This window comes from Pseudomonas fluorescens, from assembly GCF_019212185.1.
GTDB lineage: Bacteria > Pseudomonadota > Gammaproteobacteria > Pseudomonadales > Pseudomonadaceae > Aquipseudomonas.
The window spans coordinates 3,475,980-3,492,801 of sequence record NZ_CP078138.1 but is presented as its reverse complement, the minus strand read 5'-3'; the positions used below and the strand labels follow the sequence as shown (position 1 = coordinate 3,492,801).

Below are 16,822 nucleotides of genomic sequence, written 5' to 3'. Positions count from 1 at the left end.
GATACTCATTGCTAAACACGGATAATTGGCATTTATCTGAACCAATGCTGAACAGCCCCTAAATCGTCATGACCCCGAGCCCTTAGCCTTTAGCCGCCTGTGGATTCCCCCGGCCATCCGTTAAGATGGCGAGCAAACAACAACAGGAGCCTTGCACGCGTAATGTCGGAAAAAGACACCATCTCCATGCAACTGGTACGCGAAGCGCTGCTGCAAAGCTGCACGCCCGAGGCCACCGCCGAAGTCCTGCTCAAGGTCGGTATCGATCCGCAAGGGTTGCAACAGCCTGACGCGCGCGTCCCGGCCAGCGCCTATGCGCGGCTGTGGCGTCTGCTGGCGCGGCGCGGCGACGACGAGTTCTTTGGCATGGACCCGCGCCAGTTGAAATCCGGCAGCCTGGCCTTTCTCTGTCAATGCGCCATGGCCCAGCCAACGCTGGCGTCCGGCCTGAACGCCGGATTGGGTTTCCTGTCGTTAATGCTGGAGCGCATGCCGGCTCAACTGGTGCATCAACAAACCCTGGCGGAAATCGTCCTGATGGAAGACGACCATCCGCCCCGGCGCGCTTTCACCTATTTCACTTATTGGATGATCGTCCACGGCGTGGCGTGCTGGCTGGCGGGGCGGCGGATCCCGATCCTCGCCATCGAGCTGCGTTGCGCCGAGCCGGATTTTTGCGACGACTATCAGGTGATGTTCTCGCAGAACCTGCGATTCGACCGGCCACGCACGCGGATGATTTTTTCCGCCGACTGCCTCGACCTGCCGATCAAACGCAGCGCCGAGGAGCTCAAACGCTTCCTCGCCCTGGCCCCGGCCAACATCCTGGTCAAGTACCGCGACCCGCAAAGCCTGGCTAGCCGGATCAAGCTCGACCTGCGGCAACTGCCCGCCGAGCGCTGGCCGGAAACCGAGAGCCTGGCCCAGCAGCTGTGCATGTCCGCCTCGACCCTGCGTCGCCGCCTGGCCGAAGAGGGCCAGACCTATCAGGGCTTGAAAGACAGTGTGCGCAAGGAGTTGGCCATTGCCTGGCTGGCGGAACCGGCGATCAGTTTCACCGAGATCGCCGAGCGACTCGGGTTTGCCGATACCAGTTCGTTCTATAAAGCCTTTCGCAAATGGTCAGGCTCCAATCCTGGGCATTACCGCAGCCTGATTCTCAGCGAAGCCCACTGAGGGAGGCCCGAACCAGACACCTGCCGCCAGGTTTTGCGCGATGCGTGGAGTTGGCCAAAGCAGTCACGCAACTTGAAAGCTTTGACCATTGTCGCGCGCGCCGCTCAGAGCGAGTATTTCGTGGATTTTCGAGGTTCCCCCAACCAATAAAAAGTAAAGAGGGATTCTGCTAATGCGCGACTACCTGTCTGCAACTTCTCAGTTCAACTACCAACAGACTGTCGATGCGGCGCTGCACGGCTCGCTGACGGCGCTCAATGCCTGTGTCGAATGCTGCGACCGGCATGCGTTGCCCGGGCGTATCGCCCTGTTCTGGGAGGGGCGCGACGGTTCCAGCGCGACCTACACCTTCAGTGACTTGCAGGACAAAGCCGCGCGCTTTGCCAACTTCCTCCAGGCCCAGGGCGTGAAGAAGGGCGACAAGGTCGCCGGCCTGCTGCCGCGTAACGTCGAGCTGCTGATTGTGGTGCTGGCGACCTGGCGCATCGGCGCGGTGTACCAGCCGCTGTTTACCGCCTTCGGGCCCAAGGCCCTGGAACATCGCCTCGGCAGCTCAGGCGCGGCCGTGGTGGTCACCGATGCGGTGAACCGGCCGAAACTCCTCGAAGTACCGGACTGCCCGACCACGGTCACCGTCACGGGCGCCAAGGGCCAGGGCCTGGTGCGTGGCGATTTCAGTTTCTGGGCCGAACTGGCCAACCATTCCAATCAGTGTGAACCGCTGCTGATGAACGGCGAAGACCCGTTCCTGTTGATGTTCACCTCGGGCACCACCGGGCCGTCGAAAGCGCTCTACGTGCCGCTCAAGGCCATGGTCGCGTTCCAGAGCTACACCCGCGACGCCGTGGACCTGCGCCCGGAAGACGCGTTCTGGAACGTCGCCGATCCGGGCTGGGCCTACGGCATCTACTTCGGTGTCACCGGTCCTTTGAACATGGGCCACCCGATTACCTTCTACGACGGTCCGTTTACCCTCGAAAGCACCTGCCGGGTGATCAACAAGTACGGGATCACCAACCTGACCGGCTCGCCGACCGCTTACCGCTTGCTGATCGCCGGCGGCGATGAATTCGCCAAGAGCATCAAGGGCAAGCTGCGGATCGTCAGCAGTGCCGGCGAGCCGCTGAACCCGGAAGTGATCCGCTGGTTCGCCGACAACCTCGATGTCGTCATTCATGACCACTATGGCCAGACCGAGCTGGGCATGGTGCTGTGCAACCACCATGGCCTTGAGCATCCGGTGCATGTCGGCGCCGCCGGCTTTGCTTCGCCGGGCCACCGCATCGTGGTGCTGGACGACAACTACAATGAATTGTCGGTCGGCCAGCCGGGGATCCTGGCCATCGACCGCAGCCAGTCGCCGATGTGTTGGTTCCCGGGCTACGAAGGCGCACCGACCAAGGCCTTTGTCGGCAATTACTACCTGAGCGGCGACACCGTCGAGCTCAATCCGGACGGCAGCATCAGCTTTGTCGGACGCAGCGACGACGTGATCACCACCTCGGGCTACCGGGTCGGTCCGTTCGACGTCGAAAGCGCGCTGATCGAGCACCCGGCGGTGATCGAGGCGGCAGTGGTCGGCAAGCCCGATCCGGAGCGCACCGAACTGGTCAAGGCCTTCGTCGTGCTCAGCGCCCAATACCTGGGCTCGCCAGCGCTCGCCGAAGAGCTGCGCCAACACGTGCGCAAGCGCTTGGCCGCGCACTCGTACCCCCGTGAAATCGAATTTGTCAGCGATCTACCGAAAACCCCAAGCGGTAAATTGCAGCGCTTTATCTTGCGCAACCAGGAAATCGCCAAGGCTCAAGAGGCCGCGGTTAACAAGGCTACAGCTTGATTTAAGGAAACCATGATGCAGATCGAGAACAAGGTATTTATCGTCACCGGCGGCGCATCCGGACTGGGTGCGGCCACCGCCGAACTGTTGGTGGGCGCCGGCGCCAAGGTCATGCTGGTGGACATGAACGCCGAAGCCGTTGCCGCTCAGGCCCAGCGCTTGGGAGCACACAGTGTGGTGGCCGATATCAGCAACGAAGACGCGGCCCAGGCGGCGGTACAGGCCACGGTCGAGGCCTTCGGCGCGGTCAACGGGCTGGTCAACTGCGCCGGTATCGTGCGTGGCGAGAAGATCCTGGGCAAAAACGGTCCGCATCTGCTTTCAAGTTTCAGCCAGGTGATCAACGTCAACCTGATCGGTAGCTTCAATATGCTGCGCCTGGCCGCAGCCGCCATCGCCGAAACCGCGCCCGATGCCAATGGCGAGCGCGGTGTGATCATCAATACCGCCTCGGCCGCTGCCTTTGACGGGCAGATCGGCCAGGCGGCCTACGCCGCCTCCAAAGGGGCGATTGCCAGCCTGACCTTGCCGGCTGCGCGCGAACTGGCGCGCTTCGGCATCCGCGTGATGACCATAGCCCCAGGGATTTTCGAAACACCGATGATGGCCGGCATGACCCAGGAAGTGCGTGATTCGCTGGCCGCCGGTGTGCCATTCCCGCCACGCCTGGGCAAACCTGCCGAATACGCGGCGCTGGCACGCCACATCATTGAAAACAGCATGCTCAATGGCGAGGTGATCCGTCTCGACGGTGCCTTGCGCATGGCCGCCAAATAAGGAGTCATGAACATGACCACTCAGAACGATCCAATTGTCATTGTCAGCGCGGTGCGCACGCCGATGGGCGGGTTCCAGGGCGAGCTGAAAAGCCTGACCGCGCCGCAACTGGGCGCCGCGGCAATCCGCGCGGCAGTCGAGCGTGCCGGTGTCGCCAGCGATGCGGTGGAAGAAGTGCTGTTCGGCTGCGTACTGCCCGCCGGCCTCGGCCAGGCGCCGGCGCGCCAGGCAGCCCTCGGCGCCGGTCTGGACAAGTCGACCCGTTGCACCACCCTCAATAAAATGTGCGGTTCGGGCATGGAAGCGGCGATTCTCGCCCACGACATGCTGCTCGCCGGCAGTGCCGAGGTGGTGGTCGCCGGCGGCATGGAAAGCATGTCCAACGCCCCGTACCTGCTGGACCGTGCCCGCAGCGGCTACCGCATGGGCCACGGCAGCGTGATCGACCACATGTTCCTCGATGGCCTCGAAGATGCCTACGACAAGGGCCGCCTGATGGGCACCTTTGCCGAAGATTGCGCTCAGGAGCACGGTTTCACCCGGGAAGCCCAGGACGCCTTTGCCATCGCCTCGACCACCCGCGCCCAACAGGCGATCGCCGATGGCAGCTTCAACGCCGAGATCGTGCCGTTGCAGGTGATGGTTGGCAAAGAGCAGAAAACCATCAGCCATGACGAGCAACCGCCCAAGGCCAAGCTGGACAAGATCAGCAGCCTGAAGCCGGCGTTTCGCGACGGTGGCACGGTGACCGCCGCCAACTCCAGTTCGATTTCCGATGGCGCCGCGGCCTTGCTGCTGATGCGTCGCAGCGAGGCGCAAAAGCGTGGCTTGCAACCGCTGGCAGTGATCCACGGGCATGCGGCGTTTGCCGATACTCCGGGACTGTTCCCGGTGGCACCGGTGGGGGCGATTCAGAAGTTGCTGAAGAAAACCGGCTGGAACATCGACGACGTCGAGCTGTTCGAAATCAACGAAGCCTTCGCCGTGGTCAGCCTGGTCACCATGACCAAGCTGGAAATTCCCCATGACAAGGTCAACGTCCACGGCGGCGCCTGCGCCCTCGGCCATCCGATCGGCGCATCGGGCGCGCGGATACTCGTGACCCTGCTCTCGGCCCTGCGCCAGAAAGGTCTGAAACGCGGCGTTGCGGCGATCTGCATCGGCGGCGGCGAAGCCACGGCGATGGCCGTTGAATGCCTGTACTAACGGCCGATCCAGGAGCTGTCCATGCTACCCAATGACGAACAACTGCAAATCCGCGAAGCCGCCCGGCAGTTTGCCCAGGAACGCTTGAAACCCTTTGCCGCCGAGTGGGACCGCGAGCATCGCTTTCCCAAAGAGGCCATCGGTGAAATGGCCGAGCTGGGCTTTTTCGGCATGCTGGTGCCGGAACAGTGGGGCGGTTGCGACACCGGTTACCTGGCCTACGCCATGGCCCTGGAAGAAATCGCCGCCGGCGATGGCGCCTGCTCGACCATCATGAGCGTGCACAACTCGGTGGGCTGCGTGCCGATCCTCAAGTACGGCACGGATGAACAGAAAGAACGCTTCCTCACACCTTTGGCCAGCGGCGCCATGCTTGGCGCCTTTGCGCTGACCGAACCCCAGGCCGGCTCCGACGCCAGCGGCCTGAAAACCCGCGCCCGGCTGAACGGCGATCACTATGTACTCAATGGCTGCAAGCAGTTCATCACCTCCGGGCAGAACGCCGGGGTGGTGATCGTGTTCGCGGTGACCGACCCGAGTGCCGGCAAGCGTGGTATCAGCGCGTTTATCGTGCCCACCGACTCACCGGGCTACAAAGTCGCGCGGGTCGAGGACAAGCTCGGCCAGCACGCCTCCGACACCTGCCAGATCCTCTTCGAGGATGTGAAGGTGCCGGTGGCCAATCGTCTGGGGGAGGAGGGTGAAGGTTACCGGATCGCCCTGGCCAACCTCGAAGGCGGACGCGTCGGCATTGCCTCGCAATCAGTCGGCATGGCCCGCGCCGCGTTCGAAGCCGCCCGTGACTACGCCCGCGAGCGGGACAGTTTCGGCAAGCCGATCATCGAACACCAGGCGGTGGCGTTCCGTCTGGCGGACATGGCCACGCAGATCGCCGTCGCCCGGCAGATGGTGCATTACGCCGCCGCCCTGCGTGACAGCGGCCAGCCGGCGCTGGTGGAAGCCTCGATGGCCAAGCTGTTTGCCTCGGAAATGGCCGAGAAAGTCTGCTCATCCGCCTTGCAAACCCTCGGCGGTTACGGTTACCTGAGCGACTTCCCGCTGGAGCGCATCTATCGCGACGTGCGGGTCTGCCAGATCTATGAAGGCACCAGCGATATTCAGCGCATGGTCATTTCGCGCAATCTTTGAACAAGGAACCCTTGCATGAGTTACGAAACGATTTTGTTGGACGTCCAGGGTCGGGTTGGCCTGATCACTCTCAATCGCCCGCAAGCGCTGAACGCCTTGAACGCGCAGATTGTCAGTGAGCTGAACCATGCGCTGGACGGCCTGGAAGCTGATTCGCAGATCGGTTGCATCGTCATCACCGGCTCGAAGAAAGCCTTCGCCGCCGGCGCCGACATCAAGGAAATGGCCGAGCTGAGCTACCCGCAGATCTACCTCGACGACCTGTTCAGTGACAGTGACCGTGTGGCCAACCGCCGCAAGCCGATTATTGCCGCGGTGAACGGTTTTGCGTTGGGCGGTGGTTGCGAACTGGCGCTGATGTGCGACTTCATTCTGGCCGGTGACAACGCCAAGTTCGGCCAGCCGGAAATCAACCTGGGCGTACTGCCGGGCATGGGCGGCACCCAGCGCCTGACCCGTGCGGTGGGCAAAGCCAAAGCCATGGAAATGTGCCTGAGCGGGCGCTTGATCGATGCGGTCGAAGCCGAGCGTTGCGGCATCGTCGCGCGCATCGTGCCGTCGGATGAATTGCTGGACGAAGCGCTGAAAGTTGCTGCGGTCATTGCCAGCAAGTCGCTGCCGATTGCCATGATGACCAAGGAAAGCGTGAACCGCGCCTTTGAAGTCAGCCTGTCCGAAGGCGTGCGCTTCGAACGCCGGGTATTCCACGCCGCGTTCGCCACTCAGGATCAGAAAGAAGGCATGGCCGCGTTCATCGCCAAGCGTGCGCCGGAGTTTGTGGGTAAATAAACCCTTTTGATGCGCAATAAATAAACTGTGGGAGCCGGCTTGCCGGCAAGCCAGCTCCCACACGATCGGTTTACACCAGGTAGTTCTTCAGCTCCCGCGCAATCACCATCCGCTGAATCTCGCTCGACCCCTCGTAGATCTGCGTGATCCGCGCATCGCGGTAATAGCGCTCCACCGGATAATCTTCCAGATACCCATAACCCCCGTGAATCTGAATCGCCGAGGAGCAAACCTTTTCGGCCATTTCCGAGGCGAACAGCTTGGCCTGGGAGGCTTCCGACAGGCACGGTTTGCCGGCACTGCGCAGGCGGGCGGCATGGAGAATCAGCAGGCGGGCGGCGTTGAGGCGGGTGTGCATGTCGGCGAGCATGTTGGCGATGCTCTGGTGCTCAATGATCGGCTTGTCGAACTGCACTCGGTCGCGGGCATAGGCCAGGGCTGCTTCGAAGGCGGCGCGGGCGATGCCCAAGGACTGGGCGGCGATGCCGATGCGCCCGCCTTCAAGGTTGGACAGAGCAATCGCCAGGCCCTTGCCGCGTTCGCCCAGCAGGTTCGCCTCGGGGATCACGCAATTGTTCAGGGTCACTGCGCAGGTATCGGAGGCGCGGATGCCCATCTTGTGCTCGCTGCGATCGACGATGAACCCCGGATTATCAGTGGGCACCAGGAACGCCGACAGACCTTTCTTGCCCAGCTCCGGGTCGGTGACGGCGAACACGATCGCCAGTTTCGCCCGCTTGCCGTTGCTGACAAATTGCTTGGCGCCATTGATCACCCACTGGCCGTCGCGCAACTCGGCGCGGGTGCGCAGATTGTTGGCTTCGGAACCGGCCTGGGGTTCGGTCAGGCAGAAGCAGCCGATGGTCTGACCGCTGGCGAGGTCGGCCAGCCAGGTCTGTTTCTGCTCTTCAGTGCCGTAGTTGAGCACCGGGCCGCAGCCCACCGAGTTGTGAATGCTCATCAGCGCACCGGTGGCGCCATCGCCGGCGGAAATCTCTTCCACCGCCAGCGCGTAGGCCACGTAGTCGACGTAGGTGCCGCCCCATTCTTCAGGGACCACCATGCCCAACAGGCCCAGTTCACCCATCTTCGCCACCAGGGCGTCATCGATCCAGCCGGCTTTTTCCCAGGCCTGGGCATGGGGGGCGATTTCGCCGCGGGCAAAGTCCCGGGCCATGTCGCGGATCATCACCTGTTCTTCGGTCAATTCAATATCGTGCATGTCTCAGCTCCCGCTCTGGGCAAAACCGCTGAAGAAACTCGCCACGTGCGCGGCATCCAGCGCCTGCACGGTCGGTGGATTCCAGCGAGGGTTCTTGTCTTTGTCGATCAGCAGCGCGCGTACGCCTTCGATCAGGTCACCGCGTTCAAACCACTGGCGGTCCAGGTGCAATTCCAGGGCAAAACAGTGCTCCAGGCTCAGTTCACGGCCACGACGGAGCATTTCCAGGGTCACGGCCATGGCCAGGGGCGAGCGGGTCTGCAGCAGGTCGGCGGTGGCCAGTGCCCACTCGCGACTGTCAGCGACCGTGACCGCGCGCAACTGCTCGATGATGCTCGCGACGTCGGGCAAGGCAAAGAAATGATCGATGGCCGGGCGCAGGGCCTGCAGCGGTGCATCGGGCAACTGCTGCACGGCCAGTTGGGCGAGCAGCCCTTGCAGGTCCTTGAGCGGGGTGTCGTGCCATTGCAGTTGATCGAGACGCTGGTCCAGTTCAGCCAGTTTGGCGCTGTCCAGGCACCAGTCGGCCAGGCCGCAGTACAGCGCGTCGGCGGCACGAATCTGCACGCCGCTGACGCCGAGGTAGATCCCCAGCTCGCCAGGAATCCGCGACAGGAAATAGCTGCCGCCGACATCCGGGAAGTAGCCGATGCCCACTTCCGGCATCGCCAGGCGGCTGCGCTCGGTGACCACGCGCAAGTCGGCGCCCTGGACCAGGCCCATGCCGCCGCCGAGAACAAAACCGTCCATCAGTGCGAGCACCGGTTTGCGGTAGTGGTGGATGGCCAGGTCGAGGGCGTATTCCTCGACGAAGAAGTCTTCGTGCAGGGTATCGCCGGTCTTGAAGCTGTCATGCAGCGAGCGGATATCGCCACCGGCACAAAAAGCTTTCTCGCCGGCGCCGCGCAGGACCACGGCATGCACCTGGTTATCGGCGGCCCAGGCATCGAGTTGCCGGTGCAGATTGCGCACCATGTCCAGGGTCAAGGCATTGAGACCGGCGGGGCGATTGAGGGTCAGGTGACCGATGTGGTTGCGGACCTCGGCGAGGACTTCGTTCTGCGTGGCGTCCATGGACTGGGTTGCCGGAGATGTAACCTGAGCAGTCATCAGTAACTCCCTGCTTTTATTGTTCTTTATAGACAAACCCGCGCGCGGGCGATGGTCGATCGTAACAGTGCAAATTTGCGATGTACAACCTCGAAGAATGCAGGTCTGGTATGCATTTTTGCAGTATCAAAAGCGCTATATCGGAGGTTTGTGTGGCCCAAGGGCATTCGCGACAGAATCGGCTGTGAATCTGCCGACATCAGCGCAAGCGTGCTGTTTGCAAAGCACCGAACGACACCGCGCGCCGTGCCTCAATTGGCATTCTGACTGCGCATTTGAAGCCATCTGCTCCATGGCATTCAAGCGCGGTGCGGTGATCGATCGGATCCCCCATTACAAAAACGAAAATCGGGACATACGAAAATGAAAACCTCATGGTTGACCTTGCCAGTAGTAGCGTTGCTGTTGTGCTCGACCGGCGCCAGCGCCAAAGAGTGGAAAGAACTACGATTCGGCACCAACCCCAGCTATCCACCTTTTGAATCGACCACTGCCGATGGCGGCGTCCAGGGCTTCGGGATCGATCTGGGCAATGCGATCTGCGCCGAACTGAAACTCAAGTGTGTGTGGATCAGCAATGATTTCGACGGTTTGATTCCGGCGCTCAAGGCCGGAAAATTCGACGCCATCCAGTCCTCGATGACGGTGACCGACGCGCGCAGCAAGCAGATTGACTTTACCGACCGCCTGTACGCCGGACCGACCGCCATCGTCACGCGCAAGGATTCGACCCTGCAACCCACTGCCGAATCCCTCAAGGGCAAGACCCTGGGCTTCATGCAGGGCACCATCCAGGAAACCTACGCCCGGGCCAAACTGGCGCCGGGTGGTGTGCAGTTGCGCGCTTACCAGAATCAGGATCAGGTCTACGCCGATTTGGTTTACGGGCGCCTGGATGCCTCGATCCAGGACAAGCTGCAGGCGCAGATGAGTTTCCTCGCTTCGCCCCAAGGCGCCGACTTCAAGAACAGCGAAGGCATCAGTGACCCGCTGATTCCTTCGCAAATCGCCATTGGCCTGCGCAAGGACAATGACGAACTCAAGGCCATGCTCAATGGCGCCATCAAGGCCCTGCACGAAAAGGGCATCTACGCGCAGATCCAGCGCAAATATTTCGGCGACCTCGACCTCTACAACAACTGATCCCCGCGTCCTTACCCCTGTGCCGTACTCCACGGTGCAGTGGTGAGCCGTGGCGCCTCGATACAGGTGATTCGCGTGACTACCTTTCTCTCTGAACTGGGCCTGGACCTCTCGGCCCTGCAAGGCTATGGCCCACTGTTGCTGCACGGCACCTGGATAACGCTCAAGCTTTCGGCGCTGTCGCTGCTGGTGAGCATGCTCCTGGGGCTAATCGGCGCGGCGGCGAAACTGTCGCCTTCGCGCTTGCTCAATCTGCCAGCGACCTTCTACACCACGCTGATCCGAGGCGTGCCCGACCTGGTGCTGATGCTGCTGATTTTCTATAGCCTGCAAGGCTGGTTGAGCAGCCTGACCGAGGCTATGGGCTGGGCATACATGGAGATTGATCCTTTCGTTGCCGGCATCGTGACCCTGGGCTTCATCTACGGTGCGTACTTCACCGAGACCTTCCGCGGGGCAATTCTCAGTGTCCCGCGTGGGCAACAGGAAGCGGCGGCGTCCTTCGGCCTGAATCGCTGGCAGCGCTTTCGCTGCGTGGTGTTCCCGCAAATGATGCGTTTCGCCTTGCCGAGCCTGGGCAACAACTGGCTGGTGCTGCTCAAGGCCACTGCCCTGGTATCGATCATCGGCCTGTCGGACCTGGTCAAGGTCGCCCAGGAAGCCGGCAAGAGCACCTTCAATATGCTGGATTTCCTGCTCATCGCCGCCGCGCTGTATCTGCTGATCACCAGCGCCTCGAACTATCTGCTGCGGGTGCTGGAGCGGCATTACAACCAGGGCGTACGAGGGTTGACGTCATGATCGAACTGATATCCGAATACTGGAAACCCTTCCTCTTCAGCGACGGCTACAACCTCACTGGCCTGGCAATGACCCTGTGGTTGCTGGTGGCGAGCATCGTCCTGGGCTTTTTGCTGTCGTTGCCGCTGGCGCTGATGCGTACCTCACGGCGAGCACTGTTGCGCTGGCCGGTGCAACTATTCACCTACGTGTTTCGCGGCACACCGTTGTATATCCAGTTGCTGATTTGCTACAGCGGCATTTATGGCGTGGCTGTGGTGCGCTCGCAGCCGCTGCTCGAAGCGTTCTTTCGCGACGCGATGAACTGCACGTTGCTGGCGTTCGTGCTCAATACCTGTGCCTACACGGTGGAGATCTTTGCCGGGGCGATCCGCAGCATTCCCTATGGTGAAATCGAAGCGGCGCATGCCTATGGACTGCGCGGCTGGCGCCTGTACCTGCAGTTGATCCTGCCTTCGGCTCTGCGCCGCGCGCTGCCGTTCTATAGCAACGAAGTGATCCTGATGCTGCATGCCACCTCGGTCGCGTTCACCGCCACCATCCCCGACATCCTCAAGGTCGCGCGGGACGCCAATGCCGCGACCTTCATGACCTTCCAGGCGTTCGGCATCGCCGGGCTGTTGTACCTGGGCCTGTCGTTCGCCCTGGTCGGCGGTTTCCGCCTGGCGGAGAAGCGCTGGCTGAGTTTTCTCGGCCCGAGCCACTGAGGCTGCGGGTGGCTGTCGCAACAACCTTTCCTTTCTATCCAGACCGGCACCGACAAGGGTGCGGGTCCAGGGGTGATACATGTACAAGTTGACTGTTGAGAATCTGTATAAACGTTTTGCCGACAACGAAGTGCTCAAAGGCGTCTCGTTGAATGCCCGGGCCGGTGACGTGGTGAGCATGATCGGCGCCAGTGGCTCGGGCAAAAGCACCATGTTGCGCTGCATCAATTTCCTCGAGCGCGCCGATGAGGGTGCCATTGCCCTGGACGGCGAGCGTATCATCACGCGCCAGGCCCCCGGTGGCATGCGCGTAGCCGATCCGGCACAGTTGCAGCGTTTGCGCACGCGGTTGGCCATGGTGTTCCAGCATTTCAATCTGTGGAGCCACCTGAACGTGCTGGAAAATATTATGCTCGCACCCTGCAAGGTACTGGGGGTGAGTCGCAAGGAGGCTGAAGCCAGCGCCCGGGCGTATCTGGACAAAGTCGGCCTGCCACAACGGGTGGCCGAGCAGTATCCGGCGTTTCTTTCCGGAGGCCAGCAGCAACGGGTAGCGATTGCCCGTGCGTTGGCGGTGGAGCCGCAAATCCTGTTGTTCGACGAGCCGACGTCGGCCCTCGATCCGGAGTTGGTGGGTGAAGTACTGAAGGTGATTCAGGCGCTGGCCGAGGAGGGTCGGACCATGCTCATGGTGACCCACGAAATGGGCTTCGCCCGCAAGGTCTCAAGCCAGGTGCTGTTCCTGCATCAGGGACGAGTCGAGGAGCAGGGTGATGCAAGTATCCTCGATCGGCCACAAAGCGAGCGTCTGCAGCAATTTTTATCGGGCCGTTTGAAGTGAGGCAAGACGTACATGGCGGATATCCGCGATCTGTCGATCGTGCTTGATCGTATCGATCAGGCGATCATCGAGGTGCTGCGCCACGACGGGCGCATCACCTATCAGAAGCTCTCCGAGCGCGTGCACCTGACACCCCGGCCGTGCCTGGAACGGGTGCGCAAGCTGGAGCAGTTGGGGGTCATCCGCGGCTACGGGGCGATTCTTGACGAAAAGAAACTGACCCCGGGCCTGTCCCTGCTGGTGTTGGTTGCCTTGTCCAACCAGAGTGGCCGGGCCGCGCAAAAAGCCTTCGAGGCGACCGTGCGTGCCTGCCCGCAAGTGCTCGAATGCCAGTTGATCAGCGGTGCCTTCGACTACAGTCTGCGCATGCGCTGCCGGGACATGGAGCACTACCGGGTACTCACCGAACTCTGGTTCGATGACCCGGAACTGCACATCGACAAGCTGGTCAGCCACCCCGAACTGGCGATGGTCAAGACCTCCAGTTGAGCCCTTCACCACCCTCGCGAATTCGGCTGAAAGCCTTCGGGTTTTCAGCCAATTCCAGCCCTGCCACAAGGTTTATCAGCCGGGTTTTTCCCGCCGCGACACCGACAATGAGTGCTCCCAACCCTCATTGAGTCAGTGCCCATGCAAACCACCAATACCGTCTTGATGATTCGCCCGACACGCTTTTCCTTCAATCAGGACACGGCGGCCAACAACCGTTTCCAGCGTCCGGCGCAAGTTGCCGAAGACGTCCAGCGCAAGGCTCTGGAGGAGTTCGACGGCTATGTCGCCGCGCTGCGCCAGCAGGGCGTGCAGGTGCTGGTCCATAACGACCGCGAAGCACCGCATACACCGGATTCGATCTTTCCCAACAACTGGTGGAGCAGCCATCCCGACGGCACCCTGGTGCTGTACCCGATGCAAGGCCATAACCGGCGGCTGGAACGGGACAAGGGCGTGCTCGACTGGTTGAAGGATCACTACCGGGTCGAGCACTTGCTGGATCTGTCCGGCCTGGAATTACAGGACATGTTTCTCGAGGGCACCGGCAGCATGGTCCTCGATCGCCAGGCGCGAATCTGCTACGCCGGCTACTCGACCCGCACCCATGCCCATGCGCTGGATCAGGTGGTCAATCACCTGGGCTATGAGTTGTGCGCATTCAACGCGGTCGATCGCCAGGGAGTGCCGATCTATCACACCAACGTGATGATGAGTGTTGGCACGCAACTGGCGGTGGTGTGCCTGGAATCGGTCGCGCTGACTGACGAGCGCCAGGCCTTGCAGGCGCGACTGGAAGACAGCGGCAAGCACCTGGTCGCACTGAACTGGGAGCAACTGGAAAGTTTTGCCGGCAACATGCTGGAGGTGCAGGGGGCCAGGGGAGAGCCGATCCTGGTCATGTCACGCACGGCCTGGCGCTCACTGGATGCCGCTCAGCGACGCATGATCGAGGCGCACAGCACGCCGCTGCCAGTGAACATCGACACCATCGAACGCATTGGCGGCGGCAGCGCGCGGTGCATGTTGGCGGAGGTCTACCTGAATCCCCACCTGCCGGCGAGCATTGCCGCCGGGCCGGGCGCCCGTTGACTTCAAGCGCTACGGCTGAGTACCTCACCGATGCTGCGGCGTTTGGCGTGACGTTCGCTGGCATGGATCAGTTGTTCGAGGTCTTCAGGGGTAACGTCGAAGAAGGCTTCAAGATCGGCCAAGGCAGCTTTCAGGTCCTCGGCATTGATTGCCTGATTGTCGGTGGGTGAACGCAGCACCTCGGGCACCGGCTCGGCGGCACGCTTGGGGTAGTGCACACGGGTCAGGTTGTTGTAGGCCAGGGCAAACAGCAGCAGGGTCGAGGCACCGAGCATGACCGGACCCAGGGCTTTCCAGTCGAGGGCGATGGTCGCCGGGTCGGCCAGCACCATCAGCAATGCCAGGGCCCCAGCCGGCGGATGCAGGCAACGCAGCCAGCACATCAGCAGCAAGCCGAGGCCCGCTGCCAGGCACGCGCTGCCCAGGCTGCGGCCGAGCACGTGTGCCGCCAGCAGCGCGACCACGGTGGCGCAGAGATAGCCACCGATGATCGACCAGGGTTGGGCCAAGGCACCGGAAGCCACTGCAAACAGCAACACCGCCGAAGCGCCCAAGGGGCCGATCAGATGCATGGCCACCTGCATGCCGAATACTTGTGCGCACACCCAGACACTGAGCAGCGTGCCCAGCGACATGCCGATGGCGGCGCGGCTCCATTCGGTGGGACGGGTATTGATGGCGGCGGGAATCCAGCGAGCAAGCATGGGCAGATCGGTCCAGTGACAAAGGGCGGGCAAAAAACAAGGGCTTGTACGGAGCACCGCAAAGCCCTTCAAGGGTTCCAACATATTGGGGGAGGAACCGGCACAGTGTGCCGCCCTGTATCGGTGCTGACAAATTCATATTAGTGCAGTTTCAGTGCATTAATTTTGAAGTAATTGCTGATTCAGGGGGCCGCCGGAAGGCGCAGCAGCAGGTACGGGGCCTTGTCGAAAGTGCCGCTAAGCACCGGTTTCAGGGACGTCAGGCGGGAATCTTTCAAGGCGGCAAAATCACTGCTGTCGACCATCAGCCAGGCCGGGCCGTCCCGATGCAGCACTTGCTCCTCGGAATGGGTGAATTCAGGCAACAGGTCCTGATCGAGGTTGACCATGAACTTGATCGCCTTGGCATCCTTGCCCATGCCATGCAGCAGCACCGGCGCAGGATCCTGCTGGATCAACGCGAAGGCGGCGCGGCTGAACGTGCGCGTGTCGTATAGCGAGCGCTGCGCAGGCTCGATCACCATGATGTAGCTCGACCACACCGCCAGCACTGCGCTGAAGGCCAACCCGACCGTGCGTGCGCGCGGCTGGAACAGCAGGACCAGGGCAAGCACTTGCAGGAACGCCAGTAGCCCGAGGATCCAACCCGGCGAGCCGAGCAGTTCCGGGAAGCGTCGCCTGGCCACCAGCACACCGACCATCAACACGCCCGGGATGATCAACCACAGGCCCTGTATCACGCCACGAATCCAACGCCACACCGGCAGCGAACTGCCCTGGAACGGATAGGCGCCAATGATCGCCGCCATCGGCAGCATGGGCAGCATGTACCGAGCTTTCTTCGCCATGGGAATCGACAGGCCGATCATCACCAGCAGCCCGGCTCCCAGGCAATACATCAGCAGGCGCCGGGCCGGACCGTGCTCGCGACGGCTAAACGCCAGGGCAACCAGCACCAGCACGGCCAGGGGATAGGCCAACGCGTAGTTACCCAGGGAACTGGTGAAGTAATACAGCGGTTCGCTGGCGCCTTCGCTGCCATCCATTCGGCCCATGAACTGCATGCGGATCACGTCCTGGACGAAGTCCGGCCCGCCACTGATATAGGCCAGCCACAGCAGCAAACCGATGCCCAGCGCCAGCAACACGGCGGCCATTGCGCCAAACCCAATCATCCGCCGCCACTGGCCGCTGAGCAGGTAGTAACTGCACAACACGCCGGTGGGCACGACCAGGCCAATCGGCCCCCGAATGGCAAACCCCAGCAGCACCAGCCCGAGTATCAGCGGCAGGCGCCGGGGTGCCTGATAGTGGTCGTGGGCGTACCCCAGGTAGAACACCGCGAATGTCAGCGCCGCGATCATCTGGTCGAGGGACACGGCACGGGTTTCGCTGATGAAGGTATTGCTCAGCAGCAACAGGGCGATGCTGCACAGGGCCCAGGTGCGGGAGCAGGGCGCCAGCAGGCGATAGACCAAGGTGACTATGACGGCCGAGGCGAGGGCGCTGGGCAACCAGGCGGTCAATGCATTGACCTGACCGAACGGCAGCGACAGCAGCCAGGTGAAGATCGTCGATGTGGCCCAGTAGTCGGCGTAGGGCTGGCCATAGGTGGTGGGGAAGAACCCCGGCCCATGGCGCAGCATTTCTTCGGCGAACAACACAAAGCGGCTATCGAAGCCAATGGCGCTCTGTTGATAGACGCCTGCGCAGAACAGCAGCAAGGCCAACAGTCCCAGGCCCAGGGACTGTCGGCGTATCGTTGAGCAAGGCACGCCG

16 protein-coding genes are annotated in these 16,822 nt (G+C 62.0%); 12 read left to right on the top strand and 4 right to left on the bottom strand.

Going from position 1 to position 16,822, the window contains the following annotated elements; translation table 11 throughout:
* Window positions 1-162: 162 nt before the first annotated feature.
* The 6 genes from KW062_RS15680 to KW062_RS15655 all read left to right on the top strand — a co-directional run bounded on the left by KW062_RS15680 (window position 163) and on the right by KW062_RS15655 (window position 6,934).
* On the top strand, window positions 163-1,176 hold the full coding sequence (locus KW062_RS15680; protein ID WP_027618910.1) for an AraC family transcriptional regulator: 1,014 nt from the start codon (window positions 163-165) through the stop codon (window positions 1,174-1,176).
* Window positions 1,177-1,348: 172 nt separating this feature from the next.
* Window positions 1,349-3,013: an AMP-binding protein gene (locus KW062_RS15675; protein ID WP_105754232.1), complete on the top strand. Its 1,665-nt coding sequence runs from the start codon at window positions 1,349-1,351 to the stop codon at window positions 3,011-3,013.
* Window positions 3,014-3,028: 15 nt separating this feature from the next.
* Complete coding sequence (locus KW062_RS15670) at window positions 3,029-3,790, top strand: SDR family NAD(P)-dependent oxidoreductase (protein WP_027618908.1); 762 nt, start codon at window positions 3,029-3,031, stop codon at window positions 3,788-3,790.
* A gap of 12 nt (window positions 3,791-3,802) precedes the next feature.
* Window positions 3,803-4,996: an acetyl-CoA C-acyltransferase gene (locus KW062_RS15665; RefSeq protein ID WP_105754231.1), complete on the top strand. Its 1,194-nt coding sequence runs from the start codon at window positions 3,803-3,805 to the stop codon at window positions 4,994-4,996.
* A gap of 21 nt (window positions 4,997-5,017) precedes the next feature.
* Window positions 5,018-6,145 carry an acyl-CoA dehydrogenase gene (locus KW062_RS15660; protein WP_105754230.1) on the top strand — a complete coding sequence of 376 codons (1,128 nt, stop codon included), beginning with the start codon at window positions 5,018-5,020 and terminating at the stop codon, window positions 6,143-6,145.
* 15 nt (window positions 6,146-6,160) lie between these two features.
* Entirely contained in the window at window positions 6,161-6,934 is a 774-nt protein-coding gene (locus tag KW062_RS15655; RefSeq protein WP_027618905.1) for an enoyl-CoA hydratase, read from the top strand.
* Between the two features lie 70 nt (window positions 6,935-7,004).
* On the opposite strand, the gene KW062_RS15650 is transcribed toward KW062_RS15655, so the two are convergent.
* The gene (locus tag KW062_RS15650; RefSeq protein WP_105754229.1) at window positions 7,005-8,156 is read right to left on the bottom strand and encodes an acyl-CoA dehydrogenase family protein; all 1,152 of its coding nucleotides are present in this window, start codon (window positions 8,154-8,156) and stop codon (window positions 7,005-7,007) included.
* 3 nt (window positions 8,157-8,159) lie between these two features.
* Window positions 8,160-9,266: an enoyl-CoA hydratase/isomerase family protein gene (locus tag KW062_RS15645; RefSeq protein WP_105754228.1), complete on the bottom strand. Its 1,107-nt coding sequence runs from the start codon at window positions 9,264-9,266 to the stop codon at window positions 8,160-8,162.
* 363 nt (window positions 9,267-9,629) lie between these two features.
* Here KW062_RS15645 and KW062_RS15640 point away from each other — a divergent pair, with 363 nt between their 5' ends.
* From KW062_RS15640 to ctlX, 6 genes are all read left to right on the top strand, one after another.
* On the top strand, window positions 9,630-10,409 hold the full coding sequence (locus KW062_RS15640; protein WP_105754227.1) for a transporter substrate-binding domain-containing protein: 780 nt from the start codon (window positions 9,630-9,632) through the stop codon (window positions 10,407-10,409).
* A 75-nt stretch (window positions 10,410-10,484) separates the two neighbouring features.
* Window positions 10,485-11,210: an ABC transporter permease gene (locus KW062_RS15635; RefSeq protein ID WP_105754295.1), complete on the top strand. Its 726-nt coding sequence runs from the start codon at window positions 10,485-10,487 to the stop codon at window positions 11,208-11,210.
* Window positions 11,207-11,917: an ABC transporter permease gene (locus KW062_RS15630; protein ID WP_105754226.1), complete on the top strand. Its 711-nt coding sequence runs from the start codon at window positions 11,207-11,209 to the stop codon at window positions 11,915-11,917. Before KW062_RS15635 ends, KW062_RS15630 begins: the two co-directional genes overlap by 4 nt.
* 79 nt (window positions 11,918-11,996) lie before the next feature.
* A complete protein-coding gene (locus tag KW062_RS15625; protein ID WP_105754225.1) occupies window positions 11,997-12,758 on the top strand; it encodes an ABC transporter ATP-binding protein in 762 nt (253 codons plus the stop codon).
* Between the two features lie 12 nt (window positions 12,759-12,770).
* Complete coding sequence (locus tag KW062_RS15620; RefSeq protein ID WP_105754224.1) at window positions 12,771-13,247, top strand: Lrp/AsnC family transcriptional regulator; 477 nt, start codon at window positions 12,771-12,773, stop codon at window positions 13,245-13,247.
* Between the two features lie 141 nt (window positions 13,248-13,388).
* Window positions 13,389-14,339 carry a citrulline utilization hydrolase CtlX gene (gene ctlX, locus KW062_RS15615; protein ID WP_105754223.1) on the top strand — a complete coding sequence of 317 codons (951 nt, stop codon included), beginning with the start codon at window positions 13,389-13,391 and terminating at the stop codon, window positions 14,337-14,339.
* A 2-nt stretch (window positions 14,340-14,341) separates the two neighbouring features.
* Here the strand turns inward: ctlX and KW062_RS15610 are convergent, their stop codons facing one another.
* Both KW062_RS15610 and KW062_RS15605 read right to left on the bottom strand, forming a co-directional pair.
* Complete coding sequence (locus KW062_RS15610; RefSeq protein ID WP_027618901.1) at window positions 14,342-15,043, bottom strand: HPP family protein; 702 nt, start codon at window positions 15,041-15,043, stop codon at window positions 14,342-14,344.
* Window positions 15,044-15,225: 182 nt separating this feature from the next.
* On the bottom strand, window positions 15,226-16,818 hold the full coding sequence (locus KW062_RS15605; RefSeq protein WP_105754222.1) for an ArnT family glycosyltransferase: 1,593 nt from the start codon (window positions 16,816-16,818) through the stop codon (window positions 15,226-15,228).
* Window positions 16,819-16,822: the final 4 nt, after the last annotated feature.